Origin of the sequence: Acetobacter fabarum (assembly GCF_029069195.1) — a bacterium.
Taxonomy (GTDB): domain Bacteria; phylum Pseudomonadota; class Alphaproteobacteria; order Acetobacterales; family Acetobacteraceae; genus Acetobacter; species Acetobacter fabarum_A.
The window spans coordinates 42943-65739 of sequence record NZ_JARDYK010000001.1; the positions used below are offsets into that span (position 1 = coordinate 42943).

Consider the following 22797-nt stretch of genomic DNA (forward strand, 5'->3'; position numbering starts at 1 on the left):
CAGTGATGTGGAGGCACAAGCGCCTTAAAACAAAAGGGCCAGAGAAGGAATTCTCTGGCCCTTTTGTTGTGTCTGCCGACCTGTAGCCGTGCTTAACCGTAGCGGGTTAAAGCCAGGTCCAGGGCAGGGATATCGGTTTTGCGGCCATCTATCATGTCTGCAATCAGGCGGCCGGAGCCGCAGGCCATGGTCCAGCCCAATGTGCCGTGACCTGTGTTGAGCCATAGATTACCAAATGGCGTAGCAGGGCCAATAATGGGTGTGCCATCGGGCGTGCAGGGGCGCAGGCCGGTCCAGTATGTAGCGGCACTCAGATCCCCCCCGCCATACAGTTCGGAAAAAGAGAGTTCCAGTGTTTCTCGCCGGTCAGGGCTGAGCTTAAGATTATACCCGGTCAGTTCTGCCGTACCGCCCACTCTTATGCGGTTGCCCAGACGTGTGATGGATACTTTGTAGATCGCATCATTCACCGTAGCAGCCGGGGCATGGCTCTCATCAGTTAGGGGGAGGGTCAGGGAATAACCTTTAACCGGGTATATCGGCAGGCGTAGCCCAAGGGGGCGTAGCAGGCGGGCGCTGTAGCTGCCCAGCGCCATAACATAGGCATCTGCGCTCAGGTGCCCCGCACTGGTCCTGACGGAAACAACCGTGCCCGCTGTGGCATCCAGTCCTTTAATGGTGGTGTTGTAGAGAAAGCGCACACCCCTGGCTTCGGCCATGCGGGCAAGTCTTTGGGTAAAGATGTGAGCATCTCCCGACTGGTCGTTGGGAAGAAACAGCCCGCCTTTGAGCAGATGAGCCGCGTGGCGTAACCCCGGTTCGCGGTCCAGAATATCGTCCACGCCGAGTAACTGGTGGGGAATACCGCTTTCGGCCAGCAGGCGCATGTCGCGCTGGCTTTTGTTGATCTGCTGTTCTGTCCGAAAAAGCTGGATCAGCCCTTGCTGGCGGTCGTCATAGGTCATGCCGGTTTCATCGCGCAGGGCGTCAAGGCAATCGCGGCTGTATTCGGCCACGCGAAGCATGCGGGCCTTGTTGAGTGCATAAGACTGCGCATTGCAGTTTTTAAGCAGTTGCCGCATCCAGCGCAGCATGGCCATGTCCAGCCGCTTGCGAATGACCAGCGGGCTGTGGCGGGGGTGCAGCATCCATGTCATGGCCTGCCAGGGCAGGCCGGGTGCTGCCCAGGGGGAGGAATAGCCGGGCGAGACCTGACCCGCGTTGGCAAAGGATGTTTCCAGCGCAGGGGCAGGCTGGCGGTCTATAACGGTGACTTCATGCCCCAGAGCGTTCAGGTACCAAGCGGAGGTTACGCCAATCACGCCTGCGCCAAGAATAACGATTTTCACGGCTTCATCCTTATAAGAGGATGGGAGGGAACTCTCCCGCCAGTATGGAAAGAGAGCCTGCGGGGCACCCTGCCTTTACCCCCCTACCCGGCAAAGGCGGTGGCATTATGGCAGCATGCCCGGCAGGTCGGACGGCGCAGATTACGCGGCAGGGACACCCTTACTGGTCGAATATTCAAAGTGCAGGGCCTGCTCGGGGTAAATAATGGGGTGGATGGCATGGGCAGCCATGGCGGCCTCGCTAAAGCCTTGCAGGATCAGCTTGAGCTTTCCGGGATAGGTGGCGACATCGCCAATGGCAAAAATGCCAGCAAGGCTTGTTTCACAACTGGATGGGGTGACGGGAATGGTGGAACGCAGGGTGTCCATACCCCAGCGGGCAACAGGGCCAAGATCGGTTGCCAGACCGAAGAAGGGGAGCAGTACATCTGCTTCAAGCGTGCGGGTGGCACCATCCATGTCAATAACATCCACGCCGTCAAGCACGCCATTGGCCCCTTGCAGGCCGTGGAGCTGGTAAGGCACCACTTTTTCAATCTGTCCGGCGGCTACGGCCTCCTCAAGCTGGCGGAGGCTTTCCGGTGCACCGCGGAAGCGGTCGCGCCGGTGCACCAGATAAAGCTTTGCTGCCGTGCTCTTGAGGGAAAGCGCCCAGTCCAGTGCGGAGTCTCCACCGCCTGCAATAACAATGCGCTTGTTCTGGAAATCTGCTTTGCGGCGTACATAGTATTGCACCGCACCGCTTTCTTCATACGTGCCAAGCCCGTCAAGTGGGGGGCGGTTGGGGCCAAAAGCGCCAGCGCCAGCGGCAATGATCACAGCCTTGGCGTGCAGATGTGCGCCCTTGTCCGTAGTGAGCGAAAAATCTCCGCGCTGGCCGCTTAGCCCCTCGACCCGGTGCTTGAGCAGGCGGGGAATGTCAAACGGAGCAATCTGGCGTTCCAGATTGGCAACCAGTTCGGCTCCCTCCACGGCGGGGCAGGCGGGAATGTCGTAGATCGGCTTTTCGGGGTAGAGGGCTGCGCACTGGCCGCCCACTTCGGGCAGAACATCAATGAGCACACAACGCAGGCGCAGCATGGCGCATTGGAAAGCGGCAAACAGCCCGGCTGGACCTGCCCCTATAATGGCTACGTCTGTTTCTGCGGGGATGACTGACATGCGCAGGGTCCTGCTCTTAAGGTTATGCTAAGATTCAAAGCCCTGTTTTGCGTCAGCGCCGGTTTGGACGCAATGGCAAATGGCATGGTTCCCAGCATATTTGGCAGGCCCTGCGGCGCGTGGTTGGCAGACGCATAAAAAGCAGGCCCACAGTGTGCGGGCCTGCTGTGACGGGTTTAGGCTTTGGCCAGTTCGTTCTTCAGCCTTTTGTCCAGCACGTCCAGAAAGTCCTGAGTATTGAGCCACTGGGCGTTTTTGCCAACAAGCTGGGCAAGGTCCTTGGTCATCTGCCCGGCTTCTACCGTATCAATGCACACTTTTTCGAGCGTGTTGGCAAAGTGTACCACGTCTGGGGTGTTATCAAACCGGCCACGGTAAGCCAGTCCGCGAGTCCATGCAAAAATGGAGGCAATGGGGTTGGTGCTGGTAGGGTTGCCCTTCTGGTGCTCGCGGTAGTGGCGGGTGACTGTGCCATGAGCGGCTTCGGCTTCCACCACATCGCCAGAGGGGCTGAGCAGCACGGAGGTCATCAGGCCAAGGCTGCCAAAGCCCTGAGCCACAATATCGCTCTCCACATCGCCATCGTAGTTCTTGCAGGCCCAGACATAGCCGCCGGGCCACTTGAGGGCGCAGGCCACCATGTCATCAATCAGGCGGTGTTCGTAGGTCAGGCCCAGTTTTTCAAATTCGGCCTTGAACTCCTTTTCATACACCTCGGCAAAGACATCCTTGAACATGCCGTCATAGGCTTTGAGGATGGTATTTTTGGTAGACAGGTAAACCGGCAGCCCACGATCGCGCCCGTAGGAAAGGGAAGCCCGGGCAAACCCTTCAATGGATGCGAAGGTGTTGTGCATGCCCAGCGTTACTCCGGGGCCCTTGAAGTCATGCACATCCAGCGTAATGGGGTCTCCCCCGTCATCTGGCACATAGTTCAGCGTGACCTTGCCGGGGCCGGGAATTTTTGTTTCGGCAGCACGGTAGATGTCTCCGTAGGCGTGACGGCCAATCACGATCGGCTTTGTCCAGTGCGGTACCAGACGGGGCACGTTGGAGCAGATGATGGGTTCGCGGAATATGGTGCCGTCCAGAATATTACGGATGGTGCCATTGGGGGAGCGGTACATTTTTTTCAGGCCAAATTCCTTCACACGGGCTTCGTCCGGTGTGATGGTGGCGCACTTGACCGCAACACCGTAGCGCTTGGTGGCCTCGGCGGCATCAACGGTGACCTGATCATGCGTGGCGTCGCGGTGTTCTATGCCCAGATCGTAGTATTTGAGGTCAATATCCAGATAAGGCAGGATCAGCCGCTCGCGGATGAAGTGCCAGATAATGCGGGTCATTTCATCCCCGTCCATCTCGACAACCGGGTTTTTGACCTTGATTTTAGCCATGATTACCAATCCATTTCCGACATGTTTTTCTTGATTTGTTCTTACAAATGCTGCGCAATATGTATGAGCGTCATGCACTGTATGGATTGAACAGCTTATCGTAGCCGTAAACAGCCAGAGACTTCACATTCGGGACAGAGGTTGCAGGCTTTATGCGCATATCTGGCAGGAATACGCCATTTTTTCGCCGGATAAACCCGCTTCATCACATTCTGGTCAGGCCCGCGGGCAGTGGGTGTTCCGTGGGCTCCCGGCCCTGCTGTCTGGGGTGGATTAGCGGCTGGGCACGGCTGGAACTGGCTGCAGAATAGGGTCCATGGGGGTGTTCATCTGTGCATTCTGTTGCACAAGGGCCGAGTTTTCCTGCTCCTGAATAAGCCCGATCTCGCTCCCGAACTGGTCGGGAGTGTAAAGGCCCTCGCGCAGATGCCGGGCGGCTTCAACCCCTTTTGACGCACCTTCCATATAAATGGCGGCATAGGGGCCATAAGCCTGTCGACCATATTTTTGTGTGGCTCTGGCAAGGCAGGTCATCAGCTTGCTCATGTTGTCCTTTGTAACCTGTCCAGGGCGGGTCTGGTAGGTGTCCAGGCAGTTCTGTTTGGCTTGGTACAGCGCGGATTCAGCCTGTGGCGTATTGGGGGGCGGCATAGGGGGAGTGCAGGCCGGAAGCATGATCAGGGCGAGCAGGCTTATGGGGGGCAACGTGCTTTGCATCGTATGATCTTATGCTATTGCCGCAGTGTTGGAAAATACACCAAACAAGGACTCTGGCCTGACTATGCTGCCACATATGCCGCAGCTATGGCAGCCTGATGGCTGGTGGTTTTAAAATCTTTTATTTTATAAGGGAATATGCTGGGGCGAACGACGGGACTTGAACCCGCGACCACCGGTACCACAAACCGGCGCTCTACCAGCTGAGCTACGTCCGCCGCACAGCAAGCGGACGTTTAGAGAAAAGAGTGTGGTCCGTCAATTGGATAATTACGGAATGGGTAGAAAAAACCGTTTTAGCGGTTTTTCCATGCTTCCATCCGGTTCAGGGCCTCTATCAATACCTCGGGGCGTTTGCAAAAGGCAAAACGGATCAGGTTACGTGGTGGGTCGGCCGCATAAAACGCGGAAGCGGGAATGGCGGTCACGCGCGCCTGCTCCGTAAGCAGGCGGGTAAAGGCGACATCATCCTGCCCATTCGCCAGTGGCGTAATGTCGGCCATGATAAAGTAGCTCCCCTGATAAGGCAGCACGCCAAAGCCCAGACGTTGCAGGCCAGAGGCAAGAATTGTGCCCTGCGTGGCCATGTCTTGCGCAAGAGTGGTAAAATAGGCTGCATCCTTGTTCAGCCCAAACGCCACAGCGCGTTGCAGGTTGGGGGGGGTGGCAAACACAAGGTTCTGGTGTGCCCTGGCAATAACGCCGGCCAGCGGTGCGGGGGCTGTGGCATAGCCCACCTTCCAGCCGGTCAGGGAAAAACTCTTGCCAGCACTTCCAATGCGCACGCAGCGTTCACGCATGCCGGGCAGGGACATGAGCGAGATGTGCCGGGTGTTGAACACCAGATGTTCGTAAACCTCATCGCAGATGGCGAACGTGTTGTGCTGCTGTACGAGCGTGGCAATAAAGGCCAGTTCGTCTGCCGTGAACACCTTGCCGGTCGGGTTCATGGGGGAGTTGAGGATAACCGCTTTGGTACGGGCAGAAAAAGCATCGGTCAGAGCCTGCCGGGGCAATGCCCAGTCGGGGGCTTGCAGCCGCACAATGCGCGGCACACCTCCCAACTGGCGGATAACAGGCAGGTAGGTATCGTATAGGGGTTCCATCAGCACCACCTCATCCCCCGGTGTGATCAGCGCCATAAGGGATGCGGCCAGCGCTTCCGTTGCGCCTGATGTGACTACGACTTCCGAATCGGCATCGACCCGAATGCCCTGAAAGCGCAGGTTGGCCTGTGCTACGGCGGTGCGCAGGTCTGGGAGTCCTGTCAGGGGCGCATACTGGTTCTGCCCGTCAAGCAGGGCATCGGCTGCGAGGCGAATCATGTCCTGCGGGCCTTCCTGGTCAGGAAAGCCCTGCCCGAGGTTAATGGCGCCATGCTGGCGGGCCAGTGCGGACATGACTGTAAAAATTGTTACAGGAAGATCGGCAAACTGCCGGTTAAATGCTTTTGTCATTGCAAATTTCCTTGCCCGGCAGGCGGAAAAGAAGAAAGATGGAGACGGAACCGAAACGGTCGCGATGAAATTTCTGTTTAATGCTTTACCGATACAAATTCGCATCTACCCGATTGCCCGACGGGTCAAGCCGTGCAAGTGTGTTCGGGTCTGATACCTGAAGTTTGTAACGGGTCGGGCAAAAGAACAAGAGAGTACAGGCCCCCATACGGGTCCAGCAACGGTGTGTTGACGACGCGAGATGAAAAAGATCGAGGCCATTATAAAGCCCTTCAAGCTTGATGAAGTGAAGGAAGCCCTTCACGAGCTCGGGTTGCAGGGTATTACCGTGATCGAAGCCAAGGGTTTTGGGCGCCAGAAAGGCCATACAGAGCTTTATCGCGGCGCTGAATACATTGTTGACTTTCTTCCAAAGATGAAAATCGAGGTTGTCTGCCCCGCTTCCATGGTGGAGCGCGCTGTGGAAGCTATTTCCACGGCAGCGCGCACCGGACGGATCGGTGATGGCAAAATTTTTGTGATCCCGGTGGATGATGTAGTTCGAATCCGCACGGGTGAGCGGGGAGAAGACGCGATCTGATCCGTGCTGCATGTCAGCAGGTTCGGGCAAGGCGGGCTCCATAATTCCACGGCATGTTTCCGCAGGGTGCGGAACATAAACAGGCTTTTTAGGTGAAGAGAGCATGGTGAAGAAAACAGCTTCGGCGGGCGACAGCAAGGCTGCTGCAATTGCCAAGGTTTTTGAGCTGATTCAGGAACATTCGGTCGAACTGGTTGACCTGCGGTTTACGGACACGCACGGCAAATGGCAGCATACGTGCCAGCACGTCAGCACCATTGAGGAAGACAGCTTTACCGACGGCTTTATGTTCGACGGGTCTTCCATCGCAGGCTGGAAAGCCATTAACGAAAGCGACATGGTTCTGCTGCCCGATCCGACATCGGCTGTTATGGACCCGTTTTCCGCCCGTCCGCAGCTTATCCTGTTCTGCGATATTATCGAGCCGTCCACCGGGCAGCCCTATAACCGCGACCCGCGTTCCACCGCCAAGCTGGCCGAGCAGTATCTGAAGTCCTCCGGTCTGGGTGATACGGCCTTTTTTGGCCCCGAAGCCGAGTTCTTCATTTTCGATAACGTCCAGTTCGGCACGGGCCCCAATTACGGGACCTACCAGCTTGACAGCATCGAAGGGCCCGATGCGTCCCTCAAGGACTATCCCGAAGGCAATATGGGCCATCGCCCCGGTGTAAAGGGTGGTTATTTCCCCGTAGCTCCTGTTGACAGCGAAAGCGACCTGCGCGCTGAAATGCTGGCAACCATGGGCGAAATGGGTCTGGCCATTGAAAAGCACCACCATGAGGTTGCGCAGTCCCAGCACGAACTTGGCACCAAGTTTGAAACGCTGGTCCGTTCCGCCGACTTCATGCAGATTTACAAATACTGTGTGCACAACGTGGCGCACTCCTATGGCAAGACCGCCACGTTCATGCCGAAGCCGATTTTTGGCGATAACGGTTCGGGCATGCATGTCCACCAGTCCATCTGGAAAGACGGCAAGTCCACTTTTGCTGGCAATGGTTATGCGGACCTGTCCGATACGGCGCTGTATTACATCGGCGGTATCATCAAGCATGCCAAGGCGCTGAACGCCTTTACCAACCCGTCCACCAATTCCTACAAGCGTCTGATTCCGGGTTTTGAAGCGCCCGTGCTGCTGGCATACTCCGCCCGCAACCGCTCTGCTTCATGCCGTATTCCGTACGCAACCAGCCCGAAGGCCAAGCGTGTTGAAGTGCGCTTCCCCGACCCCACGGCTAACCCTTATCTGGCATTTGCCGCAATGCTGATGGCGGGTCTGGACGGTATCAAGAACAAGATCCACCCTGGCGATGCCATGGACAAGGATCTGTATGACCTGCCGCCCGAAGAACTGAAGCAGATTCCGACAGTTGCTGGCTCCCTGCGTGAAGCGCTGGAAGCTCTGGCCGCAGACCACGAGTTCCTGCTGGCAGGTGGCGTGTTTACCAAAGATCAGATTGAAAGCTACATCACTCTGAAATGGAATGATGTGTACCGTTTTGAACACACGCCACACCCGATTGAGTTCGAAATGTACTACTCCGTCTAATTTCTGGCCCTTAGGGGCTAAGGAATGGATGATTAAAAGGCGCGGCCCTCGGATGGGGGTCGCGTTTTTTTTTATGATTTATCCTGAAATGAAAATTTATTCATTTTTCGATTATAATATGATAGATTTCTTCGTAAATAACATTGATCAACTCTGAAGAGCCGTTTCAATCCAGCAAAATGGTTTTTTGCAACGCAAGGAGACTGCCGGTCATGCAAGGCGACCATTCCCATAATCTGTCAAAAATCACGGCGCTACTCTGCGTTGTGCTTGGTTGTGTTCTGGCAGGGGGAGGTGGCTGGCTTGCTGTGCTGGGAGGCTCTGCATTTTACGCGCCATGCGGTCTGGCTCTTATGGCAACCGGGGCACTGCTCTGGGCGCAGCGGCGCGAGGCGCTGTGGCTTTATGCGGCAGTTGCTGCGGGCACTGTTGTCTGGTCCGTGGCAGAGGCGGGGTTTGACTTCTGGGCACTGGCTCCCAGAGGAGATGTCATCCTGCCTCTGGGGGGATGGCTGCTGCTGCCTTTTGTTGCGGGGGCATTGCGGCCAGCATCTGTCTGGAACCGCATTCCCTTACTGGTGGTTATTGTGGCCGGGCTGGGGGTGTATGGTTATGCACTGACGCAGGACCCGCAGGATGTGGCGGGTGTGCTCCCCCGTGCGCAGGCTGTTTATGCGGGTGTGCAGCTTCCGGGGGATGTGGCGGCTGTGCCTGCGCAGGACTGGCCGTCTTATGGACGTACACAGGCGGGGGACCGTTATTCACCGCTTAATCAGATTACAACGGATAATGTGAACAGGCTTAAGGTGGCCTGGACGTTTAGAACCCACGACCTGCGTGGACCTGATGATCCGGTGGAAGTGACGGATGAGACAACGCCGATCAAGGTTGGCAACACGCTTTACCTGTGCTCACCCCATCAGGTCGTGTTTGCGCTGGATGCGGCTACAGGCAGGCAGATCTGGCGCTTTGATCCCGGGCTGGTGGTTAATCCGACGTTCCAGCATCTGACCTGCCGGGGCGTGTCCTATGCGGCAACGCCTTCCCGTGCGGCAGCAGACGGTGCAGAACCGCAGAAGGAGGCGGCGGTGCAAGCCTCCTGTGCGGAGCGTATTTTCCTGCCAACCAATGATGGGCAGTTGATGGCGCTGGACGCAAAAACGGGTCAGCTGTGCCCGGCATTTGGCAATAAGGGTGTTGTGGACCTGACCGAAGGCATGCCTGTGCGTGTTCTTGGGTTTTACGAGCCGACATCGCCCCCCGTGGTAACGGACAAGCTGGTTATTATCTCTGGCGCGGTTACGGATAATTACTCCACGCATGAACCTTCGGGTGTTACACGGGCGTATGACCTGTATAGCGGCAAGCTGGTCTGGGCGTTTGATCCAGGGAGTGAGGACCCGAACCAGCTCCCCTCCGACAGTCACGAATATACGCCTAATTCGCCCAATTCATGGATCGTCTCGGCTTACGATGCCAAGCTGGGCCTGCTCTACATTCCCACCGGTGTGGCAACACCCGATATATGGGGTGGCAAACGGACGGATCTACAGGAGCGCTACGCCTCGGGTATTCTGGCGCTGGATGCCCGGACAGGGCACAAGGTCTGGTTCTATCAGACTGTTCACCATGACCTGTGGGATATGGATATGCCAGCCCAGCCCAGCCTGATCGACTTCAGGCAGGAAGATGGCACGGTGATACCCGCGCTGTATGCACCGGCTAAAACAGGCAATATTTTTGTGCTCGACCGCCGTAACGGGCAATTGCTGGTGCCCGCCCCCGAGCAGCCTGTGCCGCAGGGGGCCGCGCAGGGCGACCATGTCTGGGCAACCCAGCCGTTTTCACAGTTGACTTTCCGACCCAAAAATAACCTGACGGATAAAGACATGTGGGGAGCAACCATGCTGGATCAGCTGGTATGCCGGATCATGTTCAAAAAGCTGCGTTACGAAGGGCCGTTTACGCCGCCCTCCGTACAGGGCACTCTGGTTTTCCCCGGCAATCTGGGCATGTTTGAATGGGGTGGTCTGGCTGTGGACCCCGTGCGGCAGGTGGCGTTTGCCAACCCCATAGCCATTCCGTTTGTTTCCCGCCTTGTGCCACGCCCGACCGATAATCAGGTTGTGCCGCCAACCGCGCATGACCCCGCCGCAGCAGGGGGGGAGAACGGGTTGCAGCCGCAGTATGGCACACCGTTCGGGGTGGAACTGCATCCGTTCCTGTCCCCTCTTGGTATTCCGTGCAAGCAGCCCGGCTGGGGATATGTGGCTGGGATCGACCTGAAAACCAACAGCATTATCTGGCAGCACCGGAACGGCACAACACGGGACAGTTCCCCCCTGCCATTTGGTTTTAAGGCGGGGATTCCTTCCCTTGGTGGGCCAATCATCACCGCCGGTGGGGTCGCGTTCCTGACTTCCACAGCCGATTATTATATCCGTGCGTATGATGTTACGACCGGAAAGGTTCTGTGGGCGGACCGCCTGCCTGCCGGTGGTCAGTCCACCCCCATGACGTACGAAGTCAATGGTCGCCAGTATGTTGTAACGGTTGATGGCGGGCACGGCTCCTTCGGCACGAAGGAGGGGGATTACGTCATAGCTTACGCCCTGCCTGAAGCTTCTCGCCGATAACGGGCGGTATGGCGGAGTAAGCCTTGCAGTTCCATGCGGGATCGGTGATCCTGCATGGAATGTGGAATGACCCTTACCTGGAAACATGCTGCCGCTCCGCCCTGCACAGGCTTTACCTTGCCGGTGCGTGTGGCCGTCCCTGCGGCCTGATGGATGGCCCATGTCTTGAGCGGCTCGAGCGTATGGGGCTGGCCGAGCGTACGGTGCAGGCGCGGTTTGTGGCTACGGATGGGGGGTTGGCCCGCCATGCGCAGGAGGTGCTCAAGCACCAGGGTAAGCCTGTACCTACCTCATCCCCCCGGTCATGATCGCGCAGTCGCCGGTATTTTGGCATACGCTGGATATGCTTGCGCGTGAGCGTGGGTTTACTCCCTCCGCCCTTGCGCGTGCGGCGGGGCTGGACGCCACGGCGCTCAATCCGTCCCGCAGGGTGGGGGCTGGTGGCGCTACGCGCTGGCCATCGCTGCCCACACTTTTGCGGGTGCTGGATGTTTTGCAGGTGCCGCTGGCGGTTTTTGCCCGATCCGTTGCAGGGGAGGGGCTGCACCCTGCCATGCCCGACGAAGGTGTGGGGCTGTTGCACACCCTTGCGTATTCCATGCTGGACCAGAAAGGCGTGTTCGACCAGCACGGCCTGCCCTGTGGCCCGGTGTGGGCGCGGGAAGCCTCCCCCGGCCAATGGTGGGGCGAGCCTGATGCCTATGTTGTGCGGGTGGATACCGATGGTATGGAGCCGGTCGTGCGTGATGGCGGGGCGGTTGTTGTGGTGCCGTCGCTTCCACTACGGGAGGGAGACAGGGTTCTGATGCATGGTCCCGGTCGCGAGCCTGTTATGGGGTTGATGCTGGATGAACCGGGCGGCCCCGCCGTCTGCTCTTTTCGCCGGGGGGAGGTGCATGTGTCCCCCATGCGGGAGGGGGCGGTATGGTTGCACAGGATTGTCATGATGACGGTTTGAGAAAAACTATTTTTTAAAAAACCTGCCGAATAATGTTGCATAGACGGTGGTTATGGCGCTGTTCTTGGCCGGTTTTGGATTTATTGTAGTAGAATATTCTAAAATGTACTGTTTTTTCAATGTGTTGAAAATTGGGGCGTGCGTCTGATGAGGTTTCTAAGGTGCATTATTGGCCAGCACGACCTCGGGTTGGTCTGTGTTGCGGCCTTGCTGTGCATCTCTGGTGCCGGAGTGACCGCCTCTTTGTTCCGGCATGCTTTGCGGGCCAAAAACGGCCAATGGTACGCGTGGCTTTTTTTGACCGCTCTTTCTGGCGGTATTGCAATCTGGTGTACGCATTTTGTGGCCATGCTGGGTTATATGGGCCATACCGCCGCACGGTTTGACCCCTTGCTGACCAGTGCCTCCCTGTTGATAGCCGTCTTTGGCAGCACAATCGGCTTTATGCTGGCCACCTGCCGTTTTGCCCGGTTTCTGCCCGAACTGGGTGGTGCTATTGTCGGGCTGGCTATTGTTGCCATGCATTATACAGGCATGCTGGCTTACCACGTGCAGGGGCAGACAACATGGAACATGCCCTGCCTTGTGCTTTCGGTGCTGGCAGCCATTGTGCTGTGTGTGCTGGCTGTACGCGCAGGGGTTCGGCCCGGGCGGCGTGCAAGCACATTTATGGCTGGTGTGCTCGCACTGGCTGTTCTGTCTGTTCATTTTATTGGCATGGCGGCCTACCATGTGCAGGTCGGGTCTTCGGCAATGGAGAGTATGGGGCGTTCCGGGGATTCGCTGGTTCTGCCCGCTGCTATTGCCATTATGTCTTTCCTTATCCTTGGGGGTGGGCTGGTCAGCGGTATGATCGACGACAGCGCACGGGCGGAGTCGGTGGAGAAGCTGCGGCGGATGGCCCTGAACGACACATTGACCGGCCTGCCCAACCGGCTGAATTTTCATCAGCGTCTCGACCTTGAACTGGACTGGGCGCGTGAAAATAATGGCAGGCTGGCGCTGATCGGGATCGACCTGAACAGATTCAAGGAAATCAACGACCTGCGCGGCCATAGGGCGGGGGACGAGGTTCTGCGTATTCTGGGGCGGCGGTTGCGTGGACTGCTGCATGATAACCGTGGCGAGTTTATCGCCCGTACCGGAGGGGACGAATTTCTGGCCCTGTGCCGTGTTGTCTCGACTGAGCAGATCAAGGGGTTTTTGCGCAGGCTGGAGGAGGTGCTGTTCAAGCCCATCCGGTTTGAGGATACGGAAGTACTGCCTGGCGCCAGTCTGGGCGTGGCCATATGGCCTGATCATGCGGCGGACAAGGAAACCCTGATCAACAATGCTGATCTGGCCATGTATCGCGCCAAGGCTGATCCGGGTCGGCATCCATGTTTTTATGAACCTTCGATGGATGAAAAAGTGCGCACCCGGCGCAAGCTTTCCGCAGACCTTCGGCATGCGGTCAAGGCTGGGCAGTTAACCATCTGCTATCAGGTGCAAAGAGTGGTCGCTACGGGAGAAATCCGTGGTTACGAGGCACTGGTGCGGTGGCAGCACCCCACACGGGGCACCATTATGCCGGATGATTTTATTCCGCTGGCTGAAGAGAGCGACCTGATCCTGCAGATTGGGGAATGGGTGCTCCGCTCCGTATGTGCCGAGGCCGTGCAATGGCACCAGCCCTACACGGTTGCGGTCAACCTGTCGGGTATGCAGTTTGTCCACTCGGACATTGCCCGCATCGTGGCCAATATTCTGGAAGAAACAGGGCTGCCCCCCCAAAGGCTGGAACTGGAACTGACAGAATCGACCATTATTGCCGATCAGGCCCGTGCCCTGCAGGTGCTGCATCAGATCAAGGATATGGGGATCAGTCTGGCGCTGGATGATTTTGGTACGGGATATTCCTCGCTGGATACACTGCGCCGTTTTCCCTTCGATCGCATAAAAATTGACCGTTCATTTTTTGGAGCCATGCAAGCTAGCGAACACACGCAGGCGATTGTGCGTGCGGTGCTGGCTTTGGGCAAGGCGTTTGATATTTCGGTTATGGCGGAGGGGATCGAGACTGCGGACCAGTTGAGTATGCTCAACGCGGTCGGGTGTTATGAGGCTCAGGGATTTTTGCTGGGGCGACCCGCAGCACTGGTCGATATTGTCAAAAATGGTCAGATCACCATGAATGGAGCCGTCTAGCCCGCGTGTTCAGGAAGGGGTGTGGGCAGGGCAACGGGCCCGTGCATTAAAAAATTGTGCTAAAGTGGCGCTTAAAGCAGAGGAACAGGCTGACTTTTCTCTTTATTTACCGTAAAGGGGCAGCATGACCGATGTACCCCTTTCGCTCATCCGCAATTTTTCCATCATCGCCCATATCGATCATGGAAAGTCCACTCTGGCCGACCGCCTGATTCAGGCGTGTGGAGCCCTGACTGCCCGCGAGATGACCAATCAGGTTCTTGATAACATGGATCTGGAGCGGGAGCGTGGCATTACCATTAAAGCGCAGACCGTCCGGCTGGCTTATCCTGCCAAGGATGGCAAGACCTATGTTCTGAACCTGATGGACACGCCCGGACATGTTGACTTCGCCTACGAGGTCAGCCGCTCTCTGGCTGCGTGTGAAGGCTCGCTGCTGGTGGTGGACGCCTCTCAGGGGGTGGAAGCCCAGACTCTGGCCAATGTGTATCAGGCCATAGACGCCAACCACGAAATCGTGCCCGTGCTCAACAAGGTGGACCTGCCCGCAGCAGAGCCGGAACGTGTGAAGACGCAGATCGAGGAGGTCATCGGCATCCCCGCCGATGACGCGGTTGAAATTTCGGCCAAGACCGGCCTGAACATCGAAGGTGTTCTGGAAGCCGTGGTCACCCGCCTGCCGCCCCCCACAGGGGATGCGGAAAAGCCGTTGCAGGCCATGCTGGTGGATAGCTGGTATGACCCTTATCTGGGCGTGATCGTGCTTGTGCGGATCAAGGAAGGTCGGCTGAAGCGGGGCATGAAGGTGCGCATGATGTCCTCTGGTGCAGTGCATCAGGTGGATCAGGTGGGTGTGTTCGCCCCGCGCATGACGTCAGTGGAAAGTCTTGGTCCGGGTGAGATGGGGTTCATTAACGCCGCCATCAAAACCGTGGCTGACTGTAATGTGGGGGACACGATTACCGATGACCGCCGCCCCGCCGCTACGCCGCTACCAGGTTTTAAGCCTTCCATTCCGGTTGTGTGGTGCGGTCTTTATCCCATTGTCTCGGATGATTTTGAAAAACTGCGCGACAGCCTTTCCAAGCTGCGCCTGAATGATGCGTCTTTCCACTACGAGGCGGAAACATCGGCAGCCCTTGGCTTTGGCTTCCGCTGTGGTTTCCTTGGACTGCTGCATCTGGAAATTATTCAGGAACGTCTGTCCCGCGAGTTCGATCTTGACCTTATCGCTACAGCGCCGTCTGTTGTGTACAAGGTTCACCGCACCAACGGGGAGATGGAAGAACTCCACAACCCCGCCGACATGCCCGATGGTTCCCTGATTGAAAAAATAGAGGAACCCTGGATCAAAGCCAACATCATGGTGCCGGACGAGTATCTGGGGGCAGTGTTGACCCTGTGCACGGAACGGCGTGGTACTCAGGTGGACCTGACCTATGTTGGCAACCGTGCCATGGCTGTGTACCGTCTGCCCCTGAACGAAGTAGTGTTTGACTTCTATGACCGGCTCAAGTCACTCACGCGTGGTTACGCCAGCTTTGATTACCAGATGGATGGATATGAAGAGGGCGACCTTGTGCGTATTTCCATTCTGGTCAACCAGGAGCCGGTTGATGCGTTGAGCTTTATAGCGCATCGTTCTGCCGCAGAAACACGGGGCCGCTCCATTTGTGCACGGCTGAAAGACCTTATTCCCCGGCAGTTGTTCAAAATCGCCATTCAGGCAGCCATTGGCAGCCGGGTTATCGCGCGCGAAACCATTGGTGCACTGTCCAAGGATGTGACGGCCAAATGTTATGGCGGGGACATCTCGCGTAAGCGCAAGCTTCTGGAAAAGCAGAAGGAAGGTAAAAAGCGTATGCGCCAGTTTGGTAAGGTGGAAATCCCGCAGAGCGCTTTCCTTGCCGCGCTCAAGATGGAACACTAGCTATTCAATACCGGCTGCAGCCATGGGTGTGGCCGGTAAACCCCGGTCTGGCAGTGCTGGTGTAATCGGGGCTGACACGGTTTTTTGCCCGGCTTGGCCGGGTTGGAGAATGCAGCGGGTTTATGAACAGCACAACGCCCCTTACCGTTGGTGACCACCTGCATGCCAGTTTTCCCGAAGGGGTGGAACTGGACTGTGGTGTAACACTGGCTCCTGTTGATATTGCGTATTGTACGTATGGTCGGCTTTCGGCCAACAAAGACAATGCCATTCTCATCTGCCATGCTTTTACAGGTGACCAGTATGTGGCGGAAACGCACCCCCTTACGGGTAAGCTGGGTTGGTGGGGGCGTATGGTTGGTCCGGGCAAGCCAATTGATACAAACCGTTTTTTTGTCATCTGCTCCAATGTTCTGGGTGGCTGCATGGGCAGCACGGGGCCGCGTTCCCCAAGGACTGACGGGCAGGGAGCCCCGGGTGAGTTATGGGGTACCGCGTTCCCGCCCATTACCATCCGTGATATGGTGCGGGCCCAGCACAGGCTGGTACGCAGTCTGGGTATAGAGCGGCTGTTTGCCGTAGTGGGTGGTTCCATGGGAGGCATGCAGGTGCTCGAATGGGCAGTGACCTACCCGCAGATGATGCGCGCTGTCATGCCCATCGCCACAGCCCCCTTCCATTCAGCGCAGAATATTGCGTTTAACGAGGTTGGGCGGCAGGCCATTATAGCCGACCCGGACTGGCGGGGCGGGCGTTACTGGGAGGCAGGTGTAGTGCCCGCGCGCGGGTTGGCTGTGGCCCGCATGATGGCGCATATTACCTACCTGTCTGAGGAAACACTGACGCGCAAGTTCGGGCGGCGCATGCGCCGTGGACCAGTTGGCGGGCCTGGGCCAGAAGGCCCGGTTTCCACATTTGGTGATATTTTTGAGGTGGAATCTTACCTGCGTTACCAAGGTTCCAGCTTCGTCCGCCGGTTTGATGCCAATTCCTACCTGAGCATCACGCGGGCCATGGACTGGTTCGATATTGCCGCGGATCATGATGGGGACCTGACCCCGGCTTTTGCGGGGACAGCAGTCCGGTTTTGCGTTGTTTCCTTTTCTTCAGACTGGCTGTTCCCCACATCGGCAGCGCGGACGCTGGCCCGTGCCCTGAATAGGGCGGCGGCCAATGTTTCGTTTGTCGAGATTGAGACAGACAAAGGCCATGACGCCTTTTTGCTTGAAGAACCGGATTTTGACCGCACGGTGCGTGGCTTTCTGTGCGGTGTGGCCGAACATGCGGGATTGTCCTGATGCGTCTTGACCAACGCCTGATTGCGGACATGATCGAGCCTAAAACCCGTGTGCTCGATATCGGGAGCGGGGATGGCACACTGATCGGCCATTTATACCGCGAGCGTGGGTGCGATGCCCGTGGCATTGAACTGAATATGGAACTGGTGACCCGCTCGGTAGCCCATGGCCTGCCTGTTGTGCATGGTGATGCGGACCACGATCTGGCTTATTACCCCGATCATTCGTTTGATTATGTTGTACTCCAGCGCACATTGCAGGCCGTGGAACGCCCGAGGGAAGTGCTGCGGCAGATGCTGCGCATAGGGCGGTATGCTATTGTGTCCTTTCCCAATTTTGGGCACTGGCAACTGCGTCTGCGTCTGCTGCTTGGTGGGCGCATGCCCATGACGGCCGTATGGTATACCCCGTGGTATGAGACGCCCAATATTCACCCCTGTACGATTCGGGATTTTCTCGAGCTCTGTCGTCAAGATGGATATATCGTGGAAAAGTGGCTGGCAGTGGATGAAGATGGCGAGCGCGCTCCATGGCGGCGGTCCATACGGCTGGCCAATCTGTTTGGCGAGCAGGCACTGTTTCTGTTGCGCAGGCGCTAGTGTGCTCCGGTATCGAGTTGCGGAAATGGCTGGATTTATGGGCAGTTATTAACAGTCTTCTGAATAATACGTTAGAATGCAGAGCGTTCATAATCCTCTTCAAGTTGTGTTACGCATAAAACGTATGTGCAAAAATATATTAAAAATACTGGTTGCATGATAAAAATCCTGTATATATCGGTAGTATGATTATCGTGATTTGCAGATGTTATGACAGTTCTGCGGGCTGCTTATTTTCGGACCAATATGGTACGGAACCCTTGCGGGGCGCTCACACTGCTTTTATATAATCCTTTCAAGACAGTCTGCGCGGGATGCATGATTCCGAAAATTTCTTATTCTGTCTGTAATGTAATAAAATTCATGCTGACCTGTCAGTAAGGTCTGGCTTAGAGACGGTTCTGTTCTGTCCTCAATTCTGGTTTGGCAGTGCGTGACTGAAAGTAAGGCGGACGTGACACGTTTTCAGGTGCATGGAGAGGTTGCCCCTAAATGACTACTTTTTCGGATCTGAAACTAGCTGCACCCTTGTTGCAGGCGCTGATGGACCAAGGGTACGAAATCCCGACCCCAATTCAGGCGGGTTCCATTCCTCATCTGCTCGAAGGGCGTGATCTGTTAGGTCTTGCGCAAACGGGTACAGGCAAGACTGCGTCTTTTGCCCTGCCGATCCTGCAGCATCTGCATAATAACCCCAAGGCGGCAACGCCCAAGCAGCCGCGTGTTCTGGTGCTGGCTCCCACGCGTGAACTGGTTGCCCAGATCAGCGACAGCTTTAAAGCTTATGCGCGTTACATGAAGTTTTCTCAGGCCGTGGTGTTCGGCGGTGTAGGGCAGGGGCGACAGGTTGAAGCCATGCGCCGTGGCGTGGATGTGCTTGTGGCCGCTCCTGGGCGTCTGCTGGACCTGATCGGTCAGGGTTATATTGACCTGTCCGGCTTGGAAGTTCTGGTGCTGGACGAAGCCGACCGTATGCTGGATATGGGCTTTGTGCGCGATATTCGCCGGATCATGAACTATGTTCCAGCCCAGCGGCAGACCCTGCTGTTCTCGGCTACTATGCCAAAAAGCATTGAGGAACTGGCGGCATCCCTGCTGAGTAACCCTGCCCGCGTGGAAGTGGCACCGCCCTCCAGCACGGTGGACCGTATTCAGCAGGCCATCATGTTCGTAAACGGCACCAGCGATAAGCGTGATGCATTGCTGACCATGGTTGAATCCGACAAGGTTGCCCGTGCCGTGGTGTTCACGCTCATGAAGCATGAAGCCAACAAAGTTGCCGAATTCCTGAACAAGAATAGCGTTGTGGCCGAAGCCATTCACGGCAACAAGTCGCAGGGCGCGCGTGAGCGGGCCATGAAGGGCTTCCGTGCAGGTTCGGTCAAGGTTCTGGTGGCAACGGATATTGCTGCTCGTGGGATTGACGTGGATGAAGTCAGCCACGTGTTCAACTATGATCTGCCCAATGTGCCAGAAAGCTATGTGCACCGCATTGGCCGTACTGCCCGTGCCGGGCGCGATGGCTGGGCTGTTTCCTTCTGTGATGCGGAACAGCGTGCATGGCTGAAGGATATTGAAAAAACAATCGGCAAGTCCATTCCCGTAGTCCGCGATCATCCGTGGCATTCGGAAGAGGCCGAGTTCTCCACGCAGCGTCCGCCAGTTCTGGGTGGTGGCGGTGGTGGTGGCCGGGGCCGTGGTGGTCCGCCGCGCAATGGTGGCGGTGGTGGCGGCGGCGGTCGTGGTGGCCCGCCGCGTCGTTCTGGTGGTGGTGGTGGACGTTCGGGTGCTTCGCACAGGTCCGGCGCTCACGCCTGAGTGAGTTGAGTTGTAAAAAAGCCGCTGCGTAATCGTAGCGGCTTTTTTTATGGCGATATCTGGCGTGGTATTCTTAGTGTTATGGAAACGGGACAATGATCACTCAGGGTCCGTGCGCCGTCCTGCGGTAAGACCATAACACGCAGGGAATCTGGCTGTGCCCATTTGGGGGCGTCTCCTCCGAGTAGAATATGGTCAATAAAGCTGCTGCCGTTCTGGCAGGGGCTGGCACGCCCGGCCGTAACCAGTTCTAGCGGTGTAATCTGATTCAATGCCATGAACAGCGGGTCCGTGCGCGTCATGCGGCGGTTGAAATCCCCTATGATGGCAAAGGTTTCCCGATTTTTGGCTCTTTGGGTGAGCCAGTCCTGAAGTGCGCGGAATTGCTGAAACAAAATAGGGCAGGCATGGTGCGTTTCGGATAACGGGTTGTCCCAGCATCCAGTTTTAAGATGAACAACCAGAACTCGCAGTTCTGCACTCTCTGTGATTATGGTAACGTCCAGCCCGCTGCGCAGACGGTGCGATGTTGCGGCAGAGGCTGGTGCCAGAGCACTGACGTCCGGATTACGCTTTACGCGCAGATTCTTGCGCACGGCCAATGCGGTATGCTGGGGAATGTCATCTCCGGAAAGAAAAAGCTGATAATCCTGTGGGTCAAACAGGCGGCCAAGTATTGCCGTATCTCCCACCTCCTGCAAGCCAATCAGGTCGGGGTGCAGGTGTCTGGCATAAGTGGCTAATGCGGCAAGGTCATCCGCTGTTCTGTGGGGGATGTCGGGTGGCATCTGTGGGGCGTTCTGCATCTGGCTGTTCAGCAGCCATTCCACATTCCATGTGCTGATTTTTAAAGTTTGCGCAGGAGTTGCAGAGCCGGTAGCGGGCAAAAAAAAGCCGACACCCGCCAGGGCTATCAAGCCCAGACGGCGTGCCGACACGCAGAGAGCCGAAGTGTCAGGCAGTTTCCTGCTCGGTCTGTTCTTGCAGTTTTTCAATAATGCCACTGATTGGCACAGTGGTGCGGGTCTGTTCATCCAGCACCGAGATTTCCCCGGTGCCAATGTCATAGAACCACCCTTGCAGGAAGAGCGTGTTACGGGCCAGCCCGGCGGCAACGGCAGGATGTGTGCGCAGGTGTGCAAGCTGGAGCAGGACGTTCTGCTCGGCAAGGCAGCGCACGGTAGCTGGCCCGGCGTCCTCAGAATGCAAGGTGTTCATTGTTGCGGCCCGTGCGGCTTCGGCATTGCGGAGCCAGCTGCGCACTGTGGGCATTTTATCCAGCCCGTTCTTTTCGGGTTCGAGCAGCGCTTTCATGGCTCCACAGTCGGAGTGACCGCATACGATAATGGAGGACACGCCAAGCCCAAGGACTGCATATTCAATGGCGGAGGAAACACCCCCCAGCATTTCCCCATATGCGGGCACCAGATTGCCGATGTTACGCAGAATAAACAGGTCGCCCGGTTCAGTCTGGGTGATCAGGTTGGGGTTGATGCGGCTATCGGCGCAGGCAATGAACAGTGCACCAGGAGCCTGCCCTTTGGCCAGACTGGCAAACAGGGCTTCCTTCGCGGGGAAAATTTCGGTGTTGAAGTGTTCAACACCACGCAGGAGAGAAAGCAGCTTGCTTCTGGCTTCGGAACATGTTGGCATCAGTTAACTCCAGAAAACCTTGACGTTTGGCCTTTGGCAGGCCCATGGCCCCCCTAACGGGGGCAATGTTAGGCCAAACGCGTGAGGGACAGATACGTTCTAGGGCGTAGAGCAAAATTTTGTTTTGTAATATTGCACTTAGCTCAGCTTAGCGGATCATCCTCGGGTTCGCTCATCTGGTCTGCCGGGTGGCGGACTGGTGCGGGGTTGGTGCGGGGGCGGTTGGGTTCGGTCTGCCGGCGTGTAAAGTTGGCTCCCAGAGAGGCCAGTTCGAGGAACTGGTCGGCCTGTCTGCGCAGATCATCCCCGATCAGAGGGGGGGACGAGCGCATGGAGGAGGCAACCGACACGCGTGTGCCCTGCCGTTGCACGGCTTCTACAACCCTGCGGAAATCTGAATCTCCGCTGAATAGAATGGCGTGGTCTATATGTGGGGCCATTTCCATCATGTCTACCGCGATTTCGATGTCCATGTTGCCTTTAACGCGGCGCTTGCCGGTCGAATCCGTAAATTCGCGCGCGGGCTTGGTCACAAGGAAATAACCGTTATAGGAGAGCCAGTCGGTCAGTGGCTTGAGCGGAGAGTAATCCTCCGTGTCCAGAATGGCGGCATAATAATAGGCGCGGATTACATGCGTTTTGGCTGCAAAAAATTCGAGGAGTTTTTTGTAGTCAACGTCAAACCCAAGGCTTCGTGATGTCGAATACAGGCTTGATCCGTCAATGAAAAGACAGGTTTTTTCATCTTTTTTCAAGTTCATGAGCATGGTCCTCTAAATACATTCAAAGTTGTTTCTTTTGGGTTCTGATTATGTAGAAATGAAATTTTCATCATGCGCTTCGTAATGAAAGCCCCTCTGGCTGTTAGTTTGCAGGGCGCTCTTATAAAAGAGGCTCCAGGTGTGTTTAAAGCAAGGTATTCTACTCAGGCGTGAGACATTAATATGGCGGAAGAGAGAAATCATACCAGATCGGTCCTAATAGCAATAGGTGCAAATCTGCCTCTGGGGGAGCAATCCGCGCTGGAAAGCTGCGAGCAGGCCGTGCAGGCTCTACGTCAGGTGCCAGGGTTGAGTGTGCGGGCTGTTTCCCGCTGGTATGAGAGCGCGCCCATGCCGCCATCGGGGCAACCTCCTTACGTAAATGGGGTTGTGCTGGGTGTGACGAGTCTGCCTCCTCTGGTATTGCTGGATCATCTTCAAAGCATAGAAACGCAGCAGGGCCGCGAGCGTTCCGTGCCCAATGCTGCGCGTACCCTTGATCTGGACATCATAGATATGGACGCCCTGTGCCAGAGTACGGAGCGGCTGGTTCTGCCGCATCCGCGGGCTCAAGAGCGCGCCTTTGTGCTTTACCCCCTGCGCGATGTGCGGGCTGACTGGGTGCATCCACGCACCGGCCAGCTTCTGGAGCAGATGCTTCAGGCCGTAAAAGGGCAGGAAATCCGGGTGATCGGGTAATAAGCCTTTCCTGTTGGGGGTGGATGCGGTAATATGTCCTTTCTGTCT

At 56.7% G+C, this 22797-nt stretch carries 19 protein-coding genes and 1 tRNA gene; 11 read left to right on the forward strand and 9 right to left on the reverse strand.

Going from position 1 to position 22797, the window contains the following annotated elements:
* Window positions 1-92 precede the first annotated feature (92 nt).
* The 6 genes from PY793_RS00205 to PY793_RS00230 all read right to left on the reverse strand — a co-directional run bounded on the left by PY793_RS00205 (window position 93) and on the right by PY793_RS00230 (window position 6081).
* Window positions 93-1349, reverse strand: coding sequence for a D-amino acid dehydrogenase (locus tag PY793_RS00205; protein ID WP_275176134.1), 1257 nt, complete (start codon window positions 1347-1349; stop codon window positions 93-95).
* 141 nt (window positions 1350-1490) lie between these two features.
* The gene (locus tag PY793_RS00210) at window positions 1491-2510 is read right to left on the reverse strand and encodes an NAD(P)/FAD-dependent oxidoreductase (RefSeq protein ID WP_275176135.1); all 1020 of its coding nucleotides are present in this window, start codon (window positions 2508-2510) and stop codon (window positions 1491-1493) included.
* A 176-nt stretch (window positions 2511-2686) separates the two neighbouring features.
* Window positions 2687-3907, reverse strand: a complete 1221-nt coding sequence (locus PY793_RS00215; protein WP_275176136.1) for an NADP-dependent isocitrate dehydrogenase — start codon at window positions 3905-3907, stop codon at window positions 2687-2689.
* A gap of 273 nt (window positions 3908-4180) precedes the next feature.
* Window positions 4181-4624, reverse strand: a complete 444-nt coding sequence (locus PY793_RS00220) for a hypothetical protein (protein WP_275176137.1) — start codon at window positions 4622-4624, stop codon at window positions 4181-4183.
* A 142-nt stretch (window positions 4625-4766) separates the two neighbouring features.
* Window positions 4767-4842, reverse strand: a tRNA-His gene (locus tag PY793_RS00225).
* Window positions 4843-4920: 78 nt separating this feature from the next.
* Window positions 4921-6081: an aminotransferase gene (locus PY793_RS00230; RefSeq protein WP_275176138.1), complete on the reverse strand. Its 1161-nt coding sequence runs from the start codon at window positions 6079-6081 to the stop codon at window positions 4921-4923.
* Window positions 6082-6322: 241 nt separating this feature from the next.
* Here PY793_RS00230 and PY793_RS00235 point away from each other — a divergent pair, with 241 nt between their 5' ends.
* The 10 genes from PY793_RS00235 (at window position 6323) to PY793_RS00280 (ending at window position 19636) form a co-directional block, all read left to right on the forward strand.
* Window positions 6323-6661, forward strand: a complete 339-nt coding sequence (locus PY793_RS00235) for a P-II family nitrogen regulator (protein ID WP_025826259.1) — start codon at window positions 6323-6325, stop codon at window positions 6659-6661.
* A 103-nt stretch (window positions 6662-6764) separates the two neighbouring features.
* Window positions 6765-8210 (forward strand): type I glutamate--ammonia ligase, encoded by a 1446-nt coding sequence (gene glnA, locus PY793_RS00240; protein ID WP_275176140.1) that lies wholly within the window; start codon window positions 6765-6767, stop codon window positions 8208-8210.
* 212 nt (window positions 8211-8422) lie between these two features.
* Entirely contained in the window at window positions 8423-10846 is a 2424-nt protein-coding gene (locus PY793_RS00245) for a glucose/quinate/shikimate family membrane-bound PQQ-dependent dehydrogenase (RefSeq protein WP_275176141.1), read from the forward strand.
* Window positions 10847-10869: 23 nt separating this feature from the next.
* Window positions 10870-11154: a hypothetical protein gene (locus PY793_RS00250; protein WP_408744632.1), complete on the forward strand. Its 285-nt coding sequence runs from the start codon at window positions 10870-10872 to the stop codon at window positions 11152-11154.
* Entirely contained in the window at window positions 11151-11804 is a 654-nt protein-coding gene (locus PY793_RS00255; protein ID WP_275176142.1) for a helix-turn-helix transcriptional regulator, read from the forward strand. Before PY793_RS00250 ends, PY793_RS00255 begins: the two co-directional genes overlap by 4 nt.
* A gap of 147 nt (window positions 11805-11951) precedes the next feature.
* Window positions 11952-13991 (forward strand): putative bifunctional diguanylate cyclase/phosphodiesterase, encoded by a 2040-nt coding sequence (locus PY793_RS00260; RefSeq protein WP_275176143.1) that lies wholly within the window; start codon window positions 11952-11954, stop codon window positions 13989-13991.
* Window positions 13992-14115: 124 nt separating this feature from the next.
* Window positions 14116-15921 carry a translation elongation factor 4 gene (lepA, locus tag PY793_RS00265; RefSeq protein ID WP_275176144.1) on the forward strand — a complete coding sequence of 602 codons (1806 nt, stop codon included), beginning with the start codon at window positions 14116-14118 and terminating at the stop codon, window positions 15919-15921.
* Between the two features lie 122 nt (window positions 15922-16043).
* The gene (metX, locus tag PY793_RS00270; protein ID WP_275176145.1) at window positions 16044-17219 is read left to right on the forward strand and encodes a homoserine O-acetyltransferase MetX; all 1176 of its coding nucleotides are present in this window, start codon (window positions 16044-16046) and stop codon (window positions 17217-17219) included.
* Window positions 17219-17818, forward strand: coding sequence for a methionine biosynthesis protein MetW (gene metW / locus PY793_RS00275; protein ID WP_275176146.1), 600 nt, complete (start codon window positions 17219-17221; stop codon window positions 17816-17818). Before metX ends, metW begins: the two co-directional genes overlap by 1 nt.
* A 492-nt stretch (window positions 17819-18310) precedes the next feature.
* On the forward strand, window positions 18311-19636 hold the full coding sequence (locus tag PY793_RS00280) for a DEAD/DEAH box helicase (RefSeq protein ID WP_275176147.1): 1326 nt from the start codon (window positions 18311-18313) through the stop codon (window positions 19634-19636).
* Window positions 19637-19683: 47 nt separating this feature from the next.
* Here PY793_RS00280 and PY793_RS00285 read toward each other — a convergent pair whose 3' ends face one another.
* The 3 genes from PY793_RS00285 to PY793_RS00295 form a co-directional block, all read right to left on the reverse strand.
* Window positions 19684-20574, reverse strand: a complete 891-nt coding sequence (locus PY793_RS00285) for an endonuclease/exonuclease/phosphatase family protein (RefSeq protein WP_275176148.1) — start codon at window positions 20572-20574, stop codon at window positions 19684-19686.
* 16 nt (window positions 20575-20590) lie between these two features.
* Complete coding sequence (locus tag PY793_RS00290) at window positions 20591-21289, reverse strand: carbonic anhydrase (protein ID WP_275176149.1); 699 nt, start codon at window positions 21287-21289, stop codon at window positions 20591-20593.
* A gap of 143 nt (window positions 21290-21432) precedes the next feature.
* Window positions 21433-22050, reverse strand: coding sequence for a LabA-like NYN domain-containing protein (locus PY793_RS00295; protein WP_275176150.1), 618 nt, complete (start codon window positions 22048-22050; stop codon window positions 21433-21435).
* Window positions 22051-22233: 183 nt separating this feature from the next.
* Between PY793_RS00295 and folK the strand changes: the two genes are divergently transcribed.
* Window positions 22234-22749: a 2-amino-4-hydroxy-6-hydroxymethyldihydropteridine diphosphokinase gene (folK, locus tag PY793_RS00300; RefSeq protein WP_275176151.1), complete on the forward strand. Its 516-nt coding sequence runs from the start codon at window positions 22234-22236 to the stop codon at window positions 22747-22749.
* The last annotated feature ends 48 nt before the right edge of the window (window positions 22750-22797 follow it).